The following is a 13,952-nucleotide window of genomic DNA, read 5'->3' as shown; positions in this document are numbered from 1 at the left end:
GAGGCTCCGCGCGGTCGCTCGACGCGCTCCGATCGCCGCGAACCGACTCCCGTCCCGACTGGTAGGCGCGGCGGAGCCGCCCGCGTACCCGCTCGAAGCGGCTCAAGCGCACCTCCTGGCAGAGAACCGGTCGGCCCACAACGACAGGCCGGACAGCTTACGTCCGCTCCCGACACCATAGGGTAGTTCCGCCACACATTGCCCCGGTCGCCTCGGGCGTAACCACCGTCGGGCCGGCCGTCGGCGACACGGTAGCGTCTGCGGCGTGACCGCCGACCAGGATCTCGACGCCGGCCTGCCGATCCGCCTCCTGCACGACCGCGTGCTGGTGCGGATGGAAGGCAGCGAGGGCGAGCGCCGCTCCACCGCCGGCATCGTCATCCCGGCGACCGCCGCGGTCGGCAAGCGCCTCGCCTGGGCCACCGCCGTCGGGGTGGGGCCGAACGTCCGCGCCATCGTCTCCGGCGACCGGGTGCTCTTCGACCCGGACGACCGCTCCGAGGTCGAGCTGCACGGCCGCGGGTACGTGCTGCTGCGGGAGCGGGACGTACACGCCGTGGCCGCCGAACGGATCGAGAACGACTCCACCGGCCTCTACCTCTGACGCGCCTCCCCGGCCACCACGCCGTTTGCCGGGCCCCGCTACGGGAAGCCATCCGGCGACCGTGGCCCTGGGGAGGGACGATGCCGGTATTCGTGAAGAAGCTGCTGGCCTGGGGCAGCGTCGCGTTCCTGATCTACTTCATGGCGTTCCGGCCGGACGGCGCGGCGCAGATGTTCAAGGCGATCGGGGCCGCGCTGGTGGCGATGGCCCAGGGGCTCGGCGACTTCCTCACCACCATGATGACCTGAGCCGGCCGCCAGCCGTCACTGGTGACCGGACGGCCAGGACCCCGCCGGTGGGGGGCCGTACCAGCCGGGCGGGGCATACCCCAGCGGAGGCGGCGGCGCGGCCAGCACCACCGGGATCGGCACCACCGGCTCCTCCGGCGCGGCCACCGGACGCTGCGAGCCGTCCGGGAAGCGCAGGTGGTAGCGACTGCCGTCCCAGACTCCGGTCGGGGCCTGCGGGTCCCGCCCCACGAAGAACGACCGGTACGCGCTGATCGCCTCCAGCAGCTCCCGCTCCTCGGTGGCCGTCCGTTCCCGGTCAGCGGGCTTGCGATCCAGGCCGCGCAGCGACCCGTCGCGCAGCAGGGCCAGCCGGGTGGCGGCGAACTGGTACCCACGCATCGCCCGCACCCCGGCGTCCCCCGCCACCCGACGCGCCCAACTGCGGGCCGCGTGCCGGCGACCGAGGCTGCTCAGCGCGGCCACCTCGGGTGGGCTCAGCCAGCCGGCGCGCACGTAATCCGGCAACGTGCGCTCGGTGAGCCGTCCCTCCCACGCGCGCAGCCACACCGCCAGCCCCACCATGCCGAAGAAGATCGGCACCATCAGGCCCAGGAAGCCGTACAGCATGATCACCGCCTCCCCGGTGGCCTGGGTGAGCGTCGGCAGCAGGTTCCAGGTGCCGTGCAGCATCATCGCCAGCAGCAGACCCGCGACCGGGGCGAGCACCCGCACGCGCCGGTCGGCGGTACGGGCCGCGACACCGAGCCCCACACCGGTCATCGAGGTGAACAGCGGATGGGCGAACCCGAACAGCAGGATCCGGACGATGAAGATGGCGATGACCTGTTGAGTGCCGGTCGCCGGGCCGTACCGGTCGGCGCCGGCCGCATAGCCGTACCCGCCCAGGTAGAGGATGTTCTCCACCATGGCGAAGCCGACCGCGGAGAGCCCGCAGTAGACCAGGCCGTCGGTGATCCCGGACCACTCCCGGCGACGGAACACCAGCAGCAGGATCGGGCCGAGGGCCTTGGTCAGCTCCTCGATGAACGGCGCCACCAGCACACCGGTGAGCGCGGACGGCAGCCCCCAGTCGGCGAACCGCGCGGCGGCGAACTCATTCACGGTGAGCGATGCGGCGGTGGAGACGAACGCCCCCCAGGCGAAACAGAAGATCAGGTACTTCAGCGGCTCCGGCTCGTATCGGTCGAGCCAGAGGAAGCAGGCGACCAGCACCGGCACCGGCAGGATGGCGGCGACCACCCCGATCAGCAGCGCCCGTACGCCGAGCGACTGGCCGAGCGTGAAGACCATGAACACCGCGCACCCCGCGATGAACAGCACCACCCCCGCCAGCACCAGGAACCGCCGCCACCCCAGTCGGCGCAGCGGCATCCGGGGCGCCGCGCCGGCGGACGGGGCTGCGGGCGCGGGCGGCGACGGCAGGGGTGCACCGGGCGGGGTGTCGGCCATGCGGTCAGCGTAGCCATCCGCCGCCGGCTGGTCCGGGCCCATCGGCAGCCGCTATGCTGCCGGCAGGTCACGAGCGCCAGCGTCAAGCCCCGGCTTGCTGGCCGGCAACCCTCGTCGAGTTCGCGGTGGGGTGCCCCGGGTGATGACCGGGCCCAGCCCGATCGGTGTGCTGGGCAAGCGCGGACCCCGTCCCGACATCGCACCCGGGGTCCCTGACCCCGGAGGTTCCGGCGTGTCCGTCACCCTCGTACCCTCGCTGCCCACCCGGTCCGGCAGCACGCCCGCGCCGGCCCCGTCGCGGCCGCTCGACGTGCTCGGCGTACCGGGCGAGATCAACCTCGACTACGCGGCCACCGCGCCGTGTGCGCGGGCCGCCGCCGACGCGGTGTCCGAGCTGCTGCCCTGGTACGCGAGCGTGCACCGGGGCGCGGGAGCGCTGTCCCGGCGCTGCACGCTGGCCTACGAGCGGGCCCGGCAGACGGTGGGCGACTTCTTCGGCGCCCGCGCCGACGACCACGTGATCTTCACCCGCAACACCACGGATGCGCTGAACCTGCTGGCGCGGGCGGTGCCCGCCGGCACGACGGTGGTCACCTTCGCCGGAGAGCACCACGCCAACCTGCTGCCCTGGCCGCGTGGCTCGGTACGGCTGCCGGTGCCCACCGAGCCCGCCGAGGCGGTACGCGCCCTCGCCGCCGCCCTCGCCGAGCTGCGCCGGGACAGCAACCCGGCGCTGCCGGTGCTGGTCGCGGTGACCGGGGCGAGCAACGTGACCGGCGAGCGCTGGCCGGTCGCCGAGCTCGCCCGGGTCGCCCACCGGCATGGGGCACGGATCGTCCTCGACGCCGCACAGCTCGCCCCGCACGCACCGGTCGACCTTCTCGCGCTCGACGTGGACTACCTGGCCGTCTCCGGCCACAAGCTGTACGCGCCGTTCGGCGCGGGCGTGCTGGTCGGCCGGGCGGACTGGCTGGACGCCGCTCCGCCGTACCTGGCCGGCGGCGGCGCCACCAGCCACGTCGGGCCGGCCACGCACGACGTGACCTGGGCGACCGGCCCGGCCCGGCACGAGGGCGGCACGCCGAACCTGCTCGGTGCGGTGGCGCTGGCCGCGGTGTGCGCGGCGCTGGCCGGGGCGGACCAGGCGACGCTGGCCGCCAGCGAGCAGGCGTTGCTGACCCGGCTGCGGACCGGCATCGCCGCCCTGCCGCACGTGGTGGAGCTGCGCACCTTCGGCCCGGACGCGCCCCGCGTCGGCATCGTCTCGTTCGTGGTCGCCGGGTGGGACTCGGCCGAGGTGGCCGCGCGGCTGGCCGCGGACCACCGGATCGGCGTACGGGACGGGCTGTTCTGCGCCCACCCGCTGGCGCGGCGGCTGCTCACCGAGGCGGCGGGGCGCACCGGCCGGCGGGATCTGCCGCCCACCGCGCTGCGCGCCAGCATCGGCCTGGGCAGCACGCCCGGCCAGGTGGACCGGCTGCTCGCCGCCCTCGCCACGCTGGGCTGAGCCGGGCCGGCCGGTGGCGTGAGCCGGGCCGGCCGGCGGTGCGGTCAGCCGACCGGTGGGGCGGTGGGCGGTTTCGGCTTCTCGCCCGGCTCGGCCGGTTCACCGATCGGCCGCTCCTGCTCCCCGAAGGCGGTGCGGATGCACCGGTTCGCCTCCTCCTGCTCGATTCCGGAGGCCACCAGCAGGTCACTCGCCGTGGTGCGGATCTGGGCGATCACCACGCTGCCCGAGAAGCCGACCCCGGCGCCGTACGCCCGACCGGCCTCGCTGACCGCCCGCAGTGACCTCTCCCGGGCCTTCTGTGGCTCCTCGCCCACGGCGAACTCGTGCTTGAGCAACCGGACCGACTCGGCGAGGTGGTTCATCGCGTCGGGCATCGGATCCGGCACCGGTTCCTCGTCCTCGATCAGCGTGACGGACCGGCGGATCAACGTGCCGGTGTTTCGCATCGCCCGGTCGATCGGATCCGCCGCCTCCGCGTAGTGGGTCAGCTCGTCGCGCCGGTGCCAGCGGGCCGGGGACAGGGTGGCGGTCTCCTTCGCCCCCTCGATCGCCTCGGCCAACGTGGCCAGCTCCTCCTTGTTGTTCCGCAACCGCTCCAGGGCCTGCTGGACCGTGGCGCGGTCCTGGTTGCGCAGCCCGTCGGCGGTGGCGTCGAGCTGGGCGGCGAGCAGGTCCAGCGCCGGCCGGGCGGCGCGGTTGATCACCCGGAGCGGGTTCAGCGGCAGCAGCACCGCCGTCACCAGCAGCGCGACCCCACCGCCGAGGAACGCGTCGACGAAGCGCGGAATCTCCAGGTTCTGGGTCGACGGGCTCAGCGTGACGATCAGCACCGCCGTGGCGGCCGCCTGGATGACGATGGCCACGCTGGCCCCGGCGAAGATGGTGAGCAGGATCGCCACCGTGACCACCAGGCCGAGCTGCCACGCCCCGGTGCCGAGCAGGTAGATGAGGAAGTCGCCGATGGCCACCCCGATCCCCACCCCGACGATCAGCTCCACGGTCCGGCGAAACCGCTGCCCGACCGACGCGGCCAGGGTGCCGACCGCGGAGATCGGCGCGAAGACCGGCTGCGGGTTGCCGAGCACCCGGTGCGAGATGAAGTACGCCAGCCCGGCGGCGAGCCCGGCCTGCACGGCCAGCCCGCCGGCCATCCGCACCCGGTGCAGCCGGTCGTGCAGGGTGGCCCGGCCACGGTGCCGCAGCTCCTCGGTGGCCTCGGCGATCCGCGCGCCGTCGACGTCCACCAGCCCTTCACGCAGCGGGGTGCGCCGCACCAACGGAGGTCGTTTGTCCCGGGCCACGGCCATGGGCGCGACTACCCGAGGCAGGCCTACTGAATCCTCCCGCTCCGCACGTGGCGGGAGGATGCGGCAGACTCGGGCGGTGGCCGATCTGCTGGACCGGTGGCGGGCGGCGGCCCGGGGCGCCGGAGCGAAACCCGGCGCGGGCTCGACGCGGGCCGGGGAGCAGCTGCTCGCCCGCTGGCGGGAGCCGCACCGGCACTACCACACGGTGGGCCACCTGACCGCCGTGCTCGACGTGGTGGACCGGCACGCCGGGCTGGCCGACCGGGCCGACCTGGTCCGGCTGGCTGCCTGGTGCCACGACGCGGTCTACGACCCGCGGGCCGCCGGCGACGCCAATGAACGGGACAGCGCCACGCTGGCCGGGAGCGTGCTCAGCGCGCTCGGCGTGCCGGCGCCCGCGGTGGCCCAGGTGCGCCGGCTGGTGCTGCTCACCGCCGGGCACGCGGTGGCGCCAGGTGACCGGGACGGCGCCCTGCTCTGCGACGCGGACCTCGCCGTGCTGGCCGCGCCGCCGGCCGCGTACGACCGCTACGCCGCCGCCGTCCGGCAGGAGTACGCACACGTGCCGGAGCCGGCTTTCCGGGCCGGACGGGCCGGGGTGCTCAGCGGGCTGCTGGCGCTGCCCGCGCTGTTCCGGCTGCCGCCGCTGTCGAGCCGGTGGGAGCAGCCGGCCCGGGCAAACCTGCGCCGCGAGCTGGCCACGCTCATCGGGCCGCCGGAGGGCGCGGGTTGACCAGGTGCTTCGGGCGACGCAGGCCGGCGTCGCGGAGCAGCCGCACCAGCTCCCGGCTCGACACCACCCGGGCCCCGAGCCACACCGCCGCCGCGAACCGGTCGGCCGGGATGTCGTAGTGGTCGCGGTCGAAACCGCGTCGGGCCGCGCCCAGCGCCTCGGCGAAGGCGTGCAACTCGGCGTACGAGAGGTCGCTGATCAGATGTGACCAGAGCCGACCGCGCCACGGCCAGGCAGGCCGGTCCAGGTAGAGCATGGTGCCCAAGCTAGCCCGCGCAGACGATCATGTTGATGATCGGCGGCGGGCGACCTAGCCTCAGCTGCATGGCCCCCACTGCACTCATCGACGAGCTGCGCGCCGCGCTGGGCGAGAGCGTCGTGCTCACCGACCCGGACCTGCTGCGCATGCACGAGCGGGACGAGGCCGACCTCTGCGCCGCCGGCACCCCGCTCGTGGTGACCCGCCCCCGCGACACCGAGCAGGTGGTCGCGGTGATGCGGGCGGCGGCGCGGCACGGCGTACCGGTGGTGCCGCAGGGCGCGCGGACCGGGCTGGCCGGCGCGGCGAACGCGGTGGACGGCGCGGTGGTGCTGAGCACGGTCGCGATGGACGAGATCCGGGAGATCGACCCGGTGAGCCGGATCGCGGTGGTCCAGCCCGGGGTGGTCAACGCGACATTGGCCGCGGCGGTCGGCAAGCAGGGGCTCTGGTACCCGCCGGACCCCGGTTCCTGGGAGTCGTCCACCATCGGCGGCAACGTGGCCACCAACGCCGGCGGCATGTGCTGCGTCAAGTACGGCGTGACCACCGAGTACGTGCTCGGCCTGGAGGTGGTGCTCGCCTCCGGCGAGGTGCTGCGCACCGGCCGGCGTACCGCCAAGGGAGTGGCCGGCTACGACCTGACCCGGCTCTTCGTCGGTTCGGAAGGCACCCTCGGGGTGATCACCGAGGTGACCGTGGCGCTCAGGCCCGCACCGGCCGACTCGCTGACCCTGGTGGCGGTCTTCCCGTCCACCGCGGCGGCCGGCGCGGCGGTGGCCGCGATCGCCGCCCGGGGGCTCACTCCCAGCCTGCTGGAACTGCTCGACCAGACCCACCTGCGGGCCATCGAGGCGTACCAGCCGATGGGGCTGCGGACGGACGCGCAGGCCCTGCTGCTGGCCGCCGCGGACACCGGCAGCCGGGCCGCCGACGACCTGGCCGGCCTGGCCGAGGTGTGCGAGGCGGCCGGGGCCGACGAGGTCTACGCGGCCACCGACGCGGTGGAGGCGGCGGCGCTGCTGCAGGCCCGGCGGCTCGCCCACCCGGCGATGGAGAAGTTCGCCGCCGACGCGTACCCGGGTGGCAACGGCGGTCTGGTGATCGACGACGTGGCGGTGCCGCGCGGTTCGCTCGCCGCGCTGCTGGACGGGGTGGCCCGGATCGCGGCGGAGTGCGAGGTGCCGATCGGCGTGGTGGGCCACGCCGGGGACGGCAACATGCACCCGAACATCGTGGTGGACCGCGCCGACCCGGCGAGCGTGGAGCGGGGTCGGCGGGCGTTCGACGAGATCATGCGGCTCGGCCTGGCCCTGGGTGGCACCTGCACCGGTGAGCACGGGGTGGGGCTGCTCAAGCGGGACTGGCTGGCCCAGGAGATCGGCCCGGTCGGGGTCCGGGTGCACCAGGCGATCAAGTCGGCGCTGGATCCGGCCGGTCTGCTCAACCCCGGCAAGGTGCTCTGACTGACCTGACCTCGGCCGGGGTCAGCCCTTGACCTCGGCCGGGGTCGCCTGGGTGAGCAGCAGCAGGATCTCCCCGGCGACCGGCGGGCGTTCCTCGCCCGGGCAGTCCTGCGAGGTGATCAGCCCGGCGGAGGTGAGCAGGCTGGAGGTCAGCGCGTCAATGCAGGTGACCCGGTACTGCCGGACCTGATCGGTCTCGTTCGCCAGCTTCGGGTCGGCCAGCAGCACCTGGAGCCGTTCGGTCTGCTCCGGGGCGAGCCGGCCCCGGGAGGTGACGCCGTCACCGGCGCAGTCGAGGCACTGCCACGTGCCGTCCCGCTCGACGCTCAGCGTGCGTATCGGGCCGTCCGCACCGAGCCGCTGCAAAAGGCTGACCTGACCCGCGGCGACCGTCGTCGGGATCTCCGGCACCGGCCCGCCGGCCGCCGTGCCGACCGGCGGTTGCGCAGTCGGTGTGCCGCCGGTGTCGCGGTCGAACAGAGAACACCCGGCGAGCGCACCGGCGAGCGCCGTGGCGAGGAGAGGAATGAGCAGGCGGGAGCGCGCGCGGGAAAGCACGCGCGGAAACCTACCCCACCCTAGATAGCAGCCGAAACCACCATCCGGGCCGGTATCGATGGTTACCCTTCGGTAACGTTATTTTTCGTCACCGAGCGGACGGACGCAACTCGGCCTGATCGTCGTCGCCACCCCGGTCCGCCGCGTAACCCCGTACATCCGGGGCGCCCAGCCGGACCGCGTCCGCCGCGGCGTCGTCCGGCATCTGCTGAGACTGCCGTTCCGCCTCCACCCGGGCGCGGTAGTGCTCGACCTCGCAGGCCCGGGTGGCGGCGTCCCACCCGAGCACCGCGCCCATCAGCTCGGCGGTGTGCTCCGCCGACTCCAGCCCCCGGTGGCTGGTCTCGAAGGAGATCCGCGTCCGCCGGGTCAGCACGTCCTCCAGGTGCAGCGCGCCCTCGGCCCGCGCCGCGTAGGCGACCTCCGCGGCCAGGTACTCCGGCGCGCCGGCCAGCGGGGAGGCGAGCAGTGGATCCGCGTCGATCAGCGCGAGCAGATCCAGGGTGAGAGTGCCGTACCGCTCCAGCAGGTGCTCCACCACACCCACCGGCACACCGTGCCGCCGGGCCAGGTCGGCCCGATCCCGCCACATGGCCGGGTAACCGTCCGCGCCGAGCAGCGGCAGGTCGGCGGTGCGCGACGGGCGGGTGCCGCCCAGCCGGCGGGCGGCCCGGTCCACCACATCGGAGGCCATGACCCGGTACGTCGTGTACTTGCCGCCGGCCACCAGCAGCAGCCCGAGCATCGGCTCGAAGACCGCGTGCTCCCGGGAGAGCTTCGAGGTGGAGTCGGCCTCACCGGCCAGCAGCGGCCGCAGCCCGGCGTAGACGCCCTCGATGTCGGCCGTGGTCAGTGGCCGGTCCAGCACGACGTTGACCTGCTCCAACAGGTAGTCGATGTCGCGGGCCGACGCCGCCGGGTGGGACCGGTCCAGCCGCCAGTCGGTGTCCGTCGTGCCGATGATCCAGTGCCCGCCCCACGGGATGACGAAGAGCACCGAACTCGCCGTGCGCAGGATGAGCCCGGTCTCGCCGGTGATCGCCGAGCGGGGCACCACCAGGTGCACCCCCTTGGAGGCGCGCACCCGGATGCCGGGCCGCAGGCCCACGTCGTTGAGCATCCGGGACATGTCGTCGCTCCACACGCCGGTGGCGGCGATGACGGTCCGGGCCTGCACCTCGAACTCGGCGTCCGGGGAGCCGGCCGGCGCCTCCAGGTCGCGGACCCGGACGCCGGTCACCTCGCGCGCCTGCCGGATCAGCCCGACCGCACGGGTGCTGCTCACCACCGTGGCGCCGAGGCTGGCCGCGGTGCGGGCCAGGGTGACCACGAGCCGGGCGTCGTCGACCTGCCCGTCGTAGTAGCGGATCGCCCCGGCCAGCGCGTCGGCCCGCAGGCTCGGGAAGATCCGCCGGGCCCCCTCCCGGGTCAGGTGCCGGTGCAGCGGCATACCCCGGCCACCGCCGAAGACTCCGGCGAAGGCGTCGTAGGTGGCCACGCCGGCGCCGTAGTACGAGCGGCGGAAGATGCGGGCGGGCAGACCCCGCAGGCCGTTACCGGCCGGCAGCGGCACCAGGAACGGCACCGGGCGGACCAGGTGCGGCGCGAGCCGGGTGGCCAGCAGGCCCCGCTCGGTGAGCGCCTCGTGGACCAGGTGGAACTCCAACTGCTCCAGATAGCGCAGGCCGCCGTGGATGAGCTTGCTGGACCGGCTGGAGGTGCCCGCGGCGAGGTCGCGCGCCTCGACCAGGGCCACCTTCAGGCCCCGGGACGCCGCATCCAGGGCGGCGCCGGCACCGGTCACCCCACCCCCGATGACCAGCACGTCGAAGCGCTCCGCGCGGAGTCGGCGCAGGTCGGCGGCCCGGCGCACCGGCGAGAGCTGCCCGGCGACGGAGCGGGAGATGTTGGGGTCACGCACCTGTCCACCGTAACCGCCGCGCCAGCGTGTCGGCATGCGCCGCCCGCCCCGTACTGTGCGAGTCATGCAGGTCGGCTCTTCGTCACCCGCTGGTCAACCACCGCCCCACCAGCCGTCGCCACCACGCCGGCCCAACCCGTGGCCGGTGGTAGCGGCCGTGCTGGCCGGCGGCTGGACGGTGGCGGTGACCGTGGCCACCCAGGCGGGTGGCTGGCTCACCGACCAGGTGCTGCTGGGCTTCGGGCGGGACCGGGTGGGCTGGCTCTGGCCGGTGCTGGGCCTGGCCACCGTCGTGCTGGTGGGCACGCCGGCGCTGCTGCTGGCCCTGCTGCCCCGGTCGGCCGCGGTCCGGGCCACCGGGCGGGCGTGGCTGGCTGCGGCGCTCGCGCTCGGGGTGCTCACGCTGCCGCGGGTCGTACCGCCGGTGCACCACGAGGCGTACCTGGCCGCCCTCGCCGGCACGGCGGCGCTCACCGCGCTCGTCCTGCGCTGGTCGGCACGTCGGTCGGCCTCCGCCGGGCCGGCCCGGTCGGGGACCCGCGCGACGACCCGCCCGGTGCCCCTGCTCGCGGTCGCCGCCGGGCTCGCGCTGCTGCTGCCCTGGGCCTGGCTGGGCGCGCTCGGCGGGCTGCTGGAGACCGCGCTCGCCGTGCTGGCTGCCGCCACGCTCGGGGTGCTCGCCGCGACGCTGCTGGACGCTCCCTTCTGGTCCCGGTTCGCGGTCGGCCAGCCGCCCCGGCCGGCGCGGTTGGTGCTGGTCGGCGGCCTGGTGGCCGGGGTGGCGCTGCTGCTGCTCGCCGCCGGCGCCGGCCAGTCCGGTGCACAGCTACCCGCGCTGCTGACCCTGCCGCCGGTGGGTTTCGCGCTGGCCGCCCTGTGGGCCGCGGCCTGGCGTTCGGCCGCCGACGGCGCGACGCACGCGCCCGACCAAGCGATGGACGCCGTACGCGCCGGTCGGGCCGCGACCGGCTGGCTGGTGGGTCTGGCCACGCTCGGCCCGCTGGCCTTCACCGACCCGGAAGAGATCACCCTGCTGCTGGTCGGCACCCGCGATGTGCCGTTCTGGGTGGCGGCCACCGCCGGCGCCGGCCTGGCCGTCGCGGCCCTGGTCGCCATCGGGTACGCGGTGCTGCTGGCCCGGCGCGCGGCCCGCACCCCGAGTCGCCGGGTCGCCGCGCTCACCGCGGCGGTGCTGCTGGTCGCGGTGGGCGTGGTCGACCTCGGGCCCGGTCAGCCCGGCCTGCACGGCGAGCGGTTGCTCGTGGTGCTGCGCGAGCAGGCCGACCTGACCGGCCTGCCAGCGGGCGCTCCGGGCCGGGCCGGACGGGACGCCCGCGCGGCGGAGGTCTACCGGCGGCTCGTGACGACCGCCGACCGTAGCCAGACCGACCTGCGCCGGGAGCTGAGCCGGCTGCGGCTCGATCCGGTGCCGTACTACCTGGTGAACGCGGTCGAGGTGGACGGCGGTCCGGCGGTGCGGGCCTGGCTCGCACGCCGTCCGGAGGTGGCCCGGGTGCTGGTCAGCCAGCGACTGCGGCCCCTGCCGGCCCCGGCCGGGCAGAACCGGGGCACCGCGGCCGCGCCCACCGGCCCGGAGTGGAACATCCGCCAACTCGGCGCCGACCGGGTCTGGTCGCAGCTCGGCGTGACCGGCGCGGGCATGGTGGTGGGCAGCTCGGACTCGGGCGTGGACGGCGCCCACCCGGCGCTGCGGGCGGGGTTCCGCGGCGGGGACGACTCCTGGTACGACCCGTGGGACGGCACCCGCACCCCGACCGACCAGGGCGGGCACGGCACGCACACGGTGGGCAGCGCGGTCGGGCGGGACGGCATCGGGGTGGCGCCGGACGCGCAGTGGGTGGGCTGCGTCAACCTGGACCGCAACCTGGGCAGCCCCGGGCACTACCTGGACTGCCTCCAGTTCATGCTGGCGCCCTTCCCCGCCGGCGGCGACCCGTTCACCGACGGCCGGCCGGAGCGCGCCCCGCAGGTGCTGACCAACTCGTGGGGCTGCCCGCCCATCGAGGGCTGCGACCGGAACGTGCTGCGGCCGGCCACCGCCGCGCTGGACGCCGCGGGGATCTTCGTGGTCGCCGCCGCCGGCAACACCGGGCCGTGGTGCGCGTCGATCGACGACCCGCCTGCGCCGTATCCGGACGTGCTGACCGTGGGCGCGGTGGACGCACAGCGGCGGGTGGCCGAGTTCTCCTCGCGTGGGCCGGTGCCGGGCGGTCCGGGCAAGCCGGACGTGCTGGCGCCCGGCGTGGGCGTGGTGTCGGCCATGCCGGGTGGCGGGTACGCCAAACTGGACGGCACCTCGATGGCGACCCCGCAGGTGGCCGGGGTGGTCGCGCTGATGTGGTCGGCCAACCCGGAGCTGGTCGGCGACCTGGCCCGAACCCGGCAGATCCTGCGGGACACCGCGACGCCGGCCGTGCCGACCTACCGCTCCCGCAACCCGGCCGACGCCTGCGGCGGACCGGCGAACGTCACGGGGGCCGGGCAGGTCGACGCGTACGCCGCCGTCCAAGCCGCCCAGCGTTGAGGACGGGCGGGAGCACGAACCAACACCCGGTGATCTAGGGTCGGCGACCATGGACGCCGAGATCACCGTCACCGAGCTGACCCCTGACCTGGCCCGCGCCGCGGTGCGGCTCTGCGAGCAGGCGCTCGATCTGCCCGAGGACGCCGTCGAGGCGGCCGCCATCGTGGACGCGCTCTGGCCGCGGGCCGCCGCCGACCGGCTGGTGGTGGGGCTGGGCGCGTACCGGGGTGCGGACCTGGTCGGAGTACTGCTCTGTTCGGTGTCGTCGGCCGACCCGGCTCTCGGGCACGTGGACCTGGTCGCGGTGCTCCCGGACCAGCGTCGTCGGGGCGTCGGCCGGGCGCTGCTCGGGCGGGCCGAACGGGTGCTCGCCGAGCACGGGGTGACCGAGGTGCTGCTGGCCGGGAACCCGCCGTACTACGCCTGGCCGGGCATCGACGTGCGTTACACGCCGGCGGTCTGCACCGCCCTGGCGCTCGGCTACCAGCAGGACCGGACCGCCTGGAACATGACCGCCGACCTGTCGTACGACGGGTCGCCGGCGTTGCGGTCCACCGAGGCGGCCGAGCGGCGGCTGGCCGGGCAGGGGATCACGGTACGCCGGGCAGAGCCGGAGGACCTTCCGGCGCTGGCGGCGTTCGCCCGGTCCACCTTCGGCGGCGCGTGGGACGGCGAGTTGGCCGGGTCGGTGGGTCGCGACGGCGCCGGATGCCACGTGGCGGAGCGGGCGGGCGAGCTGCTCGGCTTCGCCGCCTACGGCTCGTCTCGGCCGAGCTGGTTCGGGCCGATGGGTACCGCGCCGGCCGCCGAGGGTTCGGGCATCGGCGGGGTGCTGCTGCGTCGCTGCCTGCGCGATCAGCGGGAAGCGGGGCTGGACCAGGCGCAGATCGGCTGGGTGGGGCCGGTGCCGTTCTACTCCGGCAGCGCCGGCGCCCGGATCGAGCGGGTCTTCTTCCTGTACCGGCGGACGCTGAACGCCAAATAAGGGCGAATGGGATATAGACTCAGATAGTGCCATTCGCCCGCGTCGGGCATCGACGCCCCCTACCGTTTCGGTAGAGGAGGCAGCCATGACCACGGATGACGACCAGACCGAGGACGGCCCGCAGGTCACCTGGAAACCGGTCGGCGAACTCCCCGGCCAACTGCCGCTCGACCGGCTCGACTACGGCGACGCCGAGCAGTTGGCCGAGATGACCACCAACGGCGAGCCGGTGGCCGAGGAGTCGCAGGAGATGGTGGACGCGCCGATCCAACTGCCCCCGCCGTACGACCGGGCGCAGAAGCGGCGCAACCAGCGCCCGCTACCCACCTGACGACGAACGGGGCGGACCGCGTCAGCGGCCCGC

The 13,952-nt window shown here is 75.0% G+C and carries 13 protein-coding genes and 1 riboswitch; of the genes, 8 read left to right on the top strand and 5 right to left on the bottom strand.

The annotated features are described in order from the left end of the window. Positions 1 to 265: 265 nt before the first annotated feature. Both ACWD5O_RS05580 and ACWD5O_RS05575 read left to right on the top strand, forming a co-directional pair. A complete protein-coding gene (locus ACWD5O_RS05580) occupies positions 266 to 604 on the top strand; it encodes a GroES family chaperonin (RefSeq protein ID WP_089018760.1) in 339 nt (112 codons plus the stop codon). An 80-nt stretch (positions 605 to 684) separates the two neighbouring features. Beyond that, positions 685 to 852, top strand: a complete 168-nt coding sequence (locus ACWD5O_RS05575; protein ID WP_354963556.1) for a hypothetical protein — start codon at positions 685 to 687, stop codon at positions 850 to 852. A 15-nt stretch (positions 853 to 867) separates the two neighbouring features. On the opposite strand, the gene ACWD5O_RS05570 is transcribed toward ACWD5O_RS05575, so the two are convergent. Continuing rightward, positions 868 to 2,346, bottom strand: a complete 1,479-nt coding sequence (locus tag ACWD5O_RS05570; RefSeq protein ID WP_387324404.1) for a PrsW family intramembrane metalloprotease — start codon at positions 2,344 to 2,346, stop codon at positions 868 to 870. Between the two features lie 23 nt (positions 2,347 to 2,369). Continuing rightward, a riboswitch (SAM riboswitch) is annotated at positions 2,370 to 2,490 on the top strand. Positions 2,491 to 2,560: 70 nt separating this feature from the next. Here ACWD5O_RS05570 and ACWD5O_RS05565 point away from each other — a divergent pair. Further along, positions 2,561 to 3,811: an aminotransferase class V-fold PLP-dependent enzyme gene (locus ACWD5O_RS05565; protein WP_450084753.1), complete on the top strand. Its 1,251-nt coding sequence runs from the start codon at positions 2,561 to 2,563 to the stop codon at positions 3,809 to 3,811. Positions 3,812 to 3,855: 44 nt separating this feature from the next. Here the strand turns inward: ACWD5O_RS05565 and ACWD5O_RS05560 are convergent, their stop codons facing one another. Continuing rightward, positions 3,856 to 5,058: an FUSC family protein gene (locus tag ACWD5O_RS05560; protein WP_354963667.1), complete on the bottom strand. Its 1,203-nt coding sequence runs from the start codon at positions 5,056 to 5,058 to the stop codon at positions 3,856 to 3,858. A 139-nt stretch (positions 5,059 to 5,197) separates the two neighbouring features. Here ACWD5O_RS05560 and ACWD5O_RS05555 point away from each other — a divergent pair, with 139 nt between their 5' ends. Further along, positions 5,198 to 5,854 (top strand): HD domain-containing protein, encoded by a 657-nt coding sequence (locus ACWD5O_RS05555; protein WP_354963554.1) that lies wholly within the window; start codon positions 5,198 to 5,200, stop codon positions 5,852 to 5,854. Here the strand turns inward: ACWD5O_RS05555 and ACWD5O_RS05550 are convergent. Then, positions 5,826 to 6,110 (bottom strand): DUF4031 domain-containing protein, encoded by a 285-nt coding sequence (locus ACWD5O_RS05550; RefSeq protein WP_387324400.1) that lies wholly within the window; start codon positions 6,108 to 6,110, stop codon positions 5,826 to 5,828. The two genes, ACWD5O_RS05555 and ACWD5O_RS05550, sit on opposite strands and share 29 nt — an antisense overlap. Positions 6,111 to 6,178: 68 nt before the next feature. On the opposite strand from ACWD5O_RS05550, the gene ACWD5O_RS05545 reads away from it, so the two are divergent. Then, a complete protein-coding gene (locus tag ACWD5O_RS05545; RefSeq protein WP_354963552.1) occupies positions 6,179 to 7,579 on the top strand; it encodes an FAD-binding oxidoreductase in 1,401 nt (466 codons plus the stop codon). A gap of 21 nt (positions 7,580 to 7,600) precedes the next feature. On the opposite strand, the gene ACWD5O_RS05540 is transcribed toward ACWD5O_RS05545, so the two are convergent. Both ACWD5O_RS05540 and ACWD5O_RS05535 read right to left on the bottom strand, forming a co-directional pair. Next, positions 7,601 to 8,137 (bottom strand): hypothetical protein, encoded by a 537-nt coding sequence (locus ACWD5O_RS05540; RefSeq protein ID WP_354963551.1) that lies wholly within the window; start codon positions 8,135 to 8,137, stop codon positions 7,601 to 7,603. Between the two features lie 88 nt (positions 8,138 to 8,225). Then, positions 8,226 to 10,043, bottom strand: coding sequence for a glycerol-3-phosphate dehydrogenase/oxidase (locus ACWD5O_RS05535; RefSeq protein WP_354963666.1), 1,818 nt, complete (start codon positions 10,041 to 10,043; stop codon positions 8,226 to 8,228). 79 nt (positions 10,044 to 10,122) lie between these two features. Here ACWD5O_RS05535 and ACWD5O_RS05530 point away from each other — a divergent pair, with 79 nt between their 5' ends. From ACWD5O_RS05530 to ACWD5O_RS05520, 3 genes are all read left to right on the top strand, one after another. After that, the gene (locus ACWD5O_RS05530) at positions 10,123 to 12,603 is read left to right on the top strand and encodes a S8 family serine peptidase (RefSeq protein ID WP_354963550.1); all 2,481 of its coding nucleotides are present in this window, start codon (positions 10,123 to 10,125) and stop codon (positions 12,601 to 12,603) included. A gap of 49 nt (positions 12,604 to 12,652) precedes the next feature. Beyond that, a complete protein-coding gene (locus ACWD5O_RS05525) occupies positions 12,653 to 13,588 on the top strand; it encodes a GNAT family N-acetyltransferase (protein ID WP_354963549.1) in 936 nt (311 codons plus the stop codon). A gap of 85 nt (positions 13,589 to 13,673) precedes the next feature. Continuing rightward, entirely contained in the window at positions 13,674 to 13,919 is a 246-nt protein-coding gene (locus tag ACWD5O_RS05520; RefSeq protein WP_354963548.1) for a hypothetical protein, read from the top strand. Positions 13,920 to 13,952 lie beyond the last annotated feature (33 nt).

The sequence above is a fragment of the Micromonospora sp. NPDC005161 genome (genome assembly GCF_053599855.1).
This window is presented reverse-complemented; position numbering and strand designations above follow the sequence as displayed.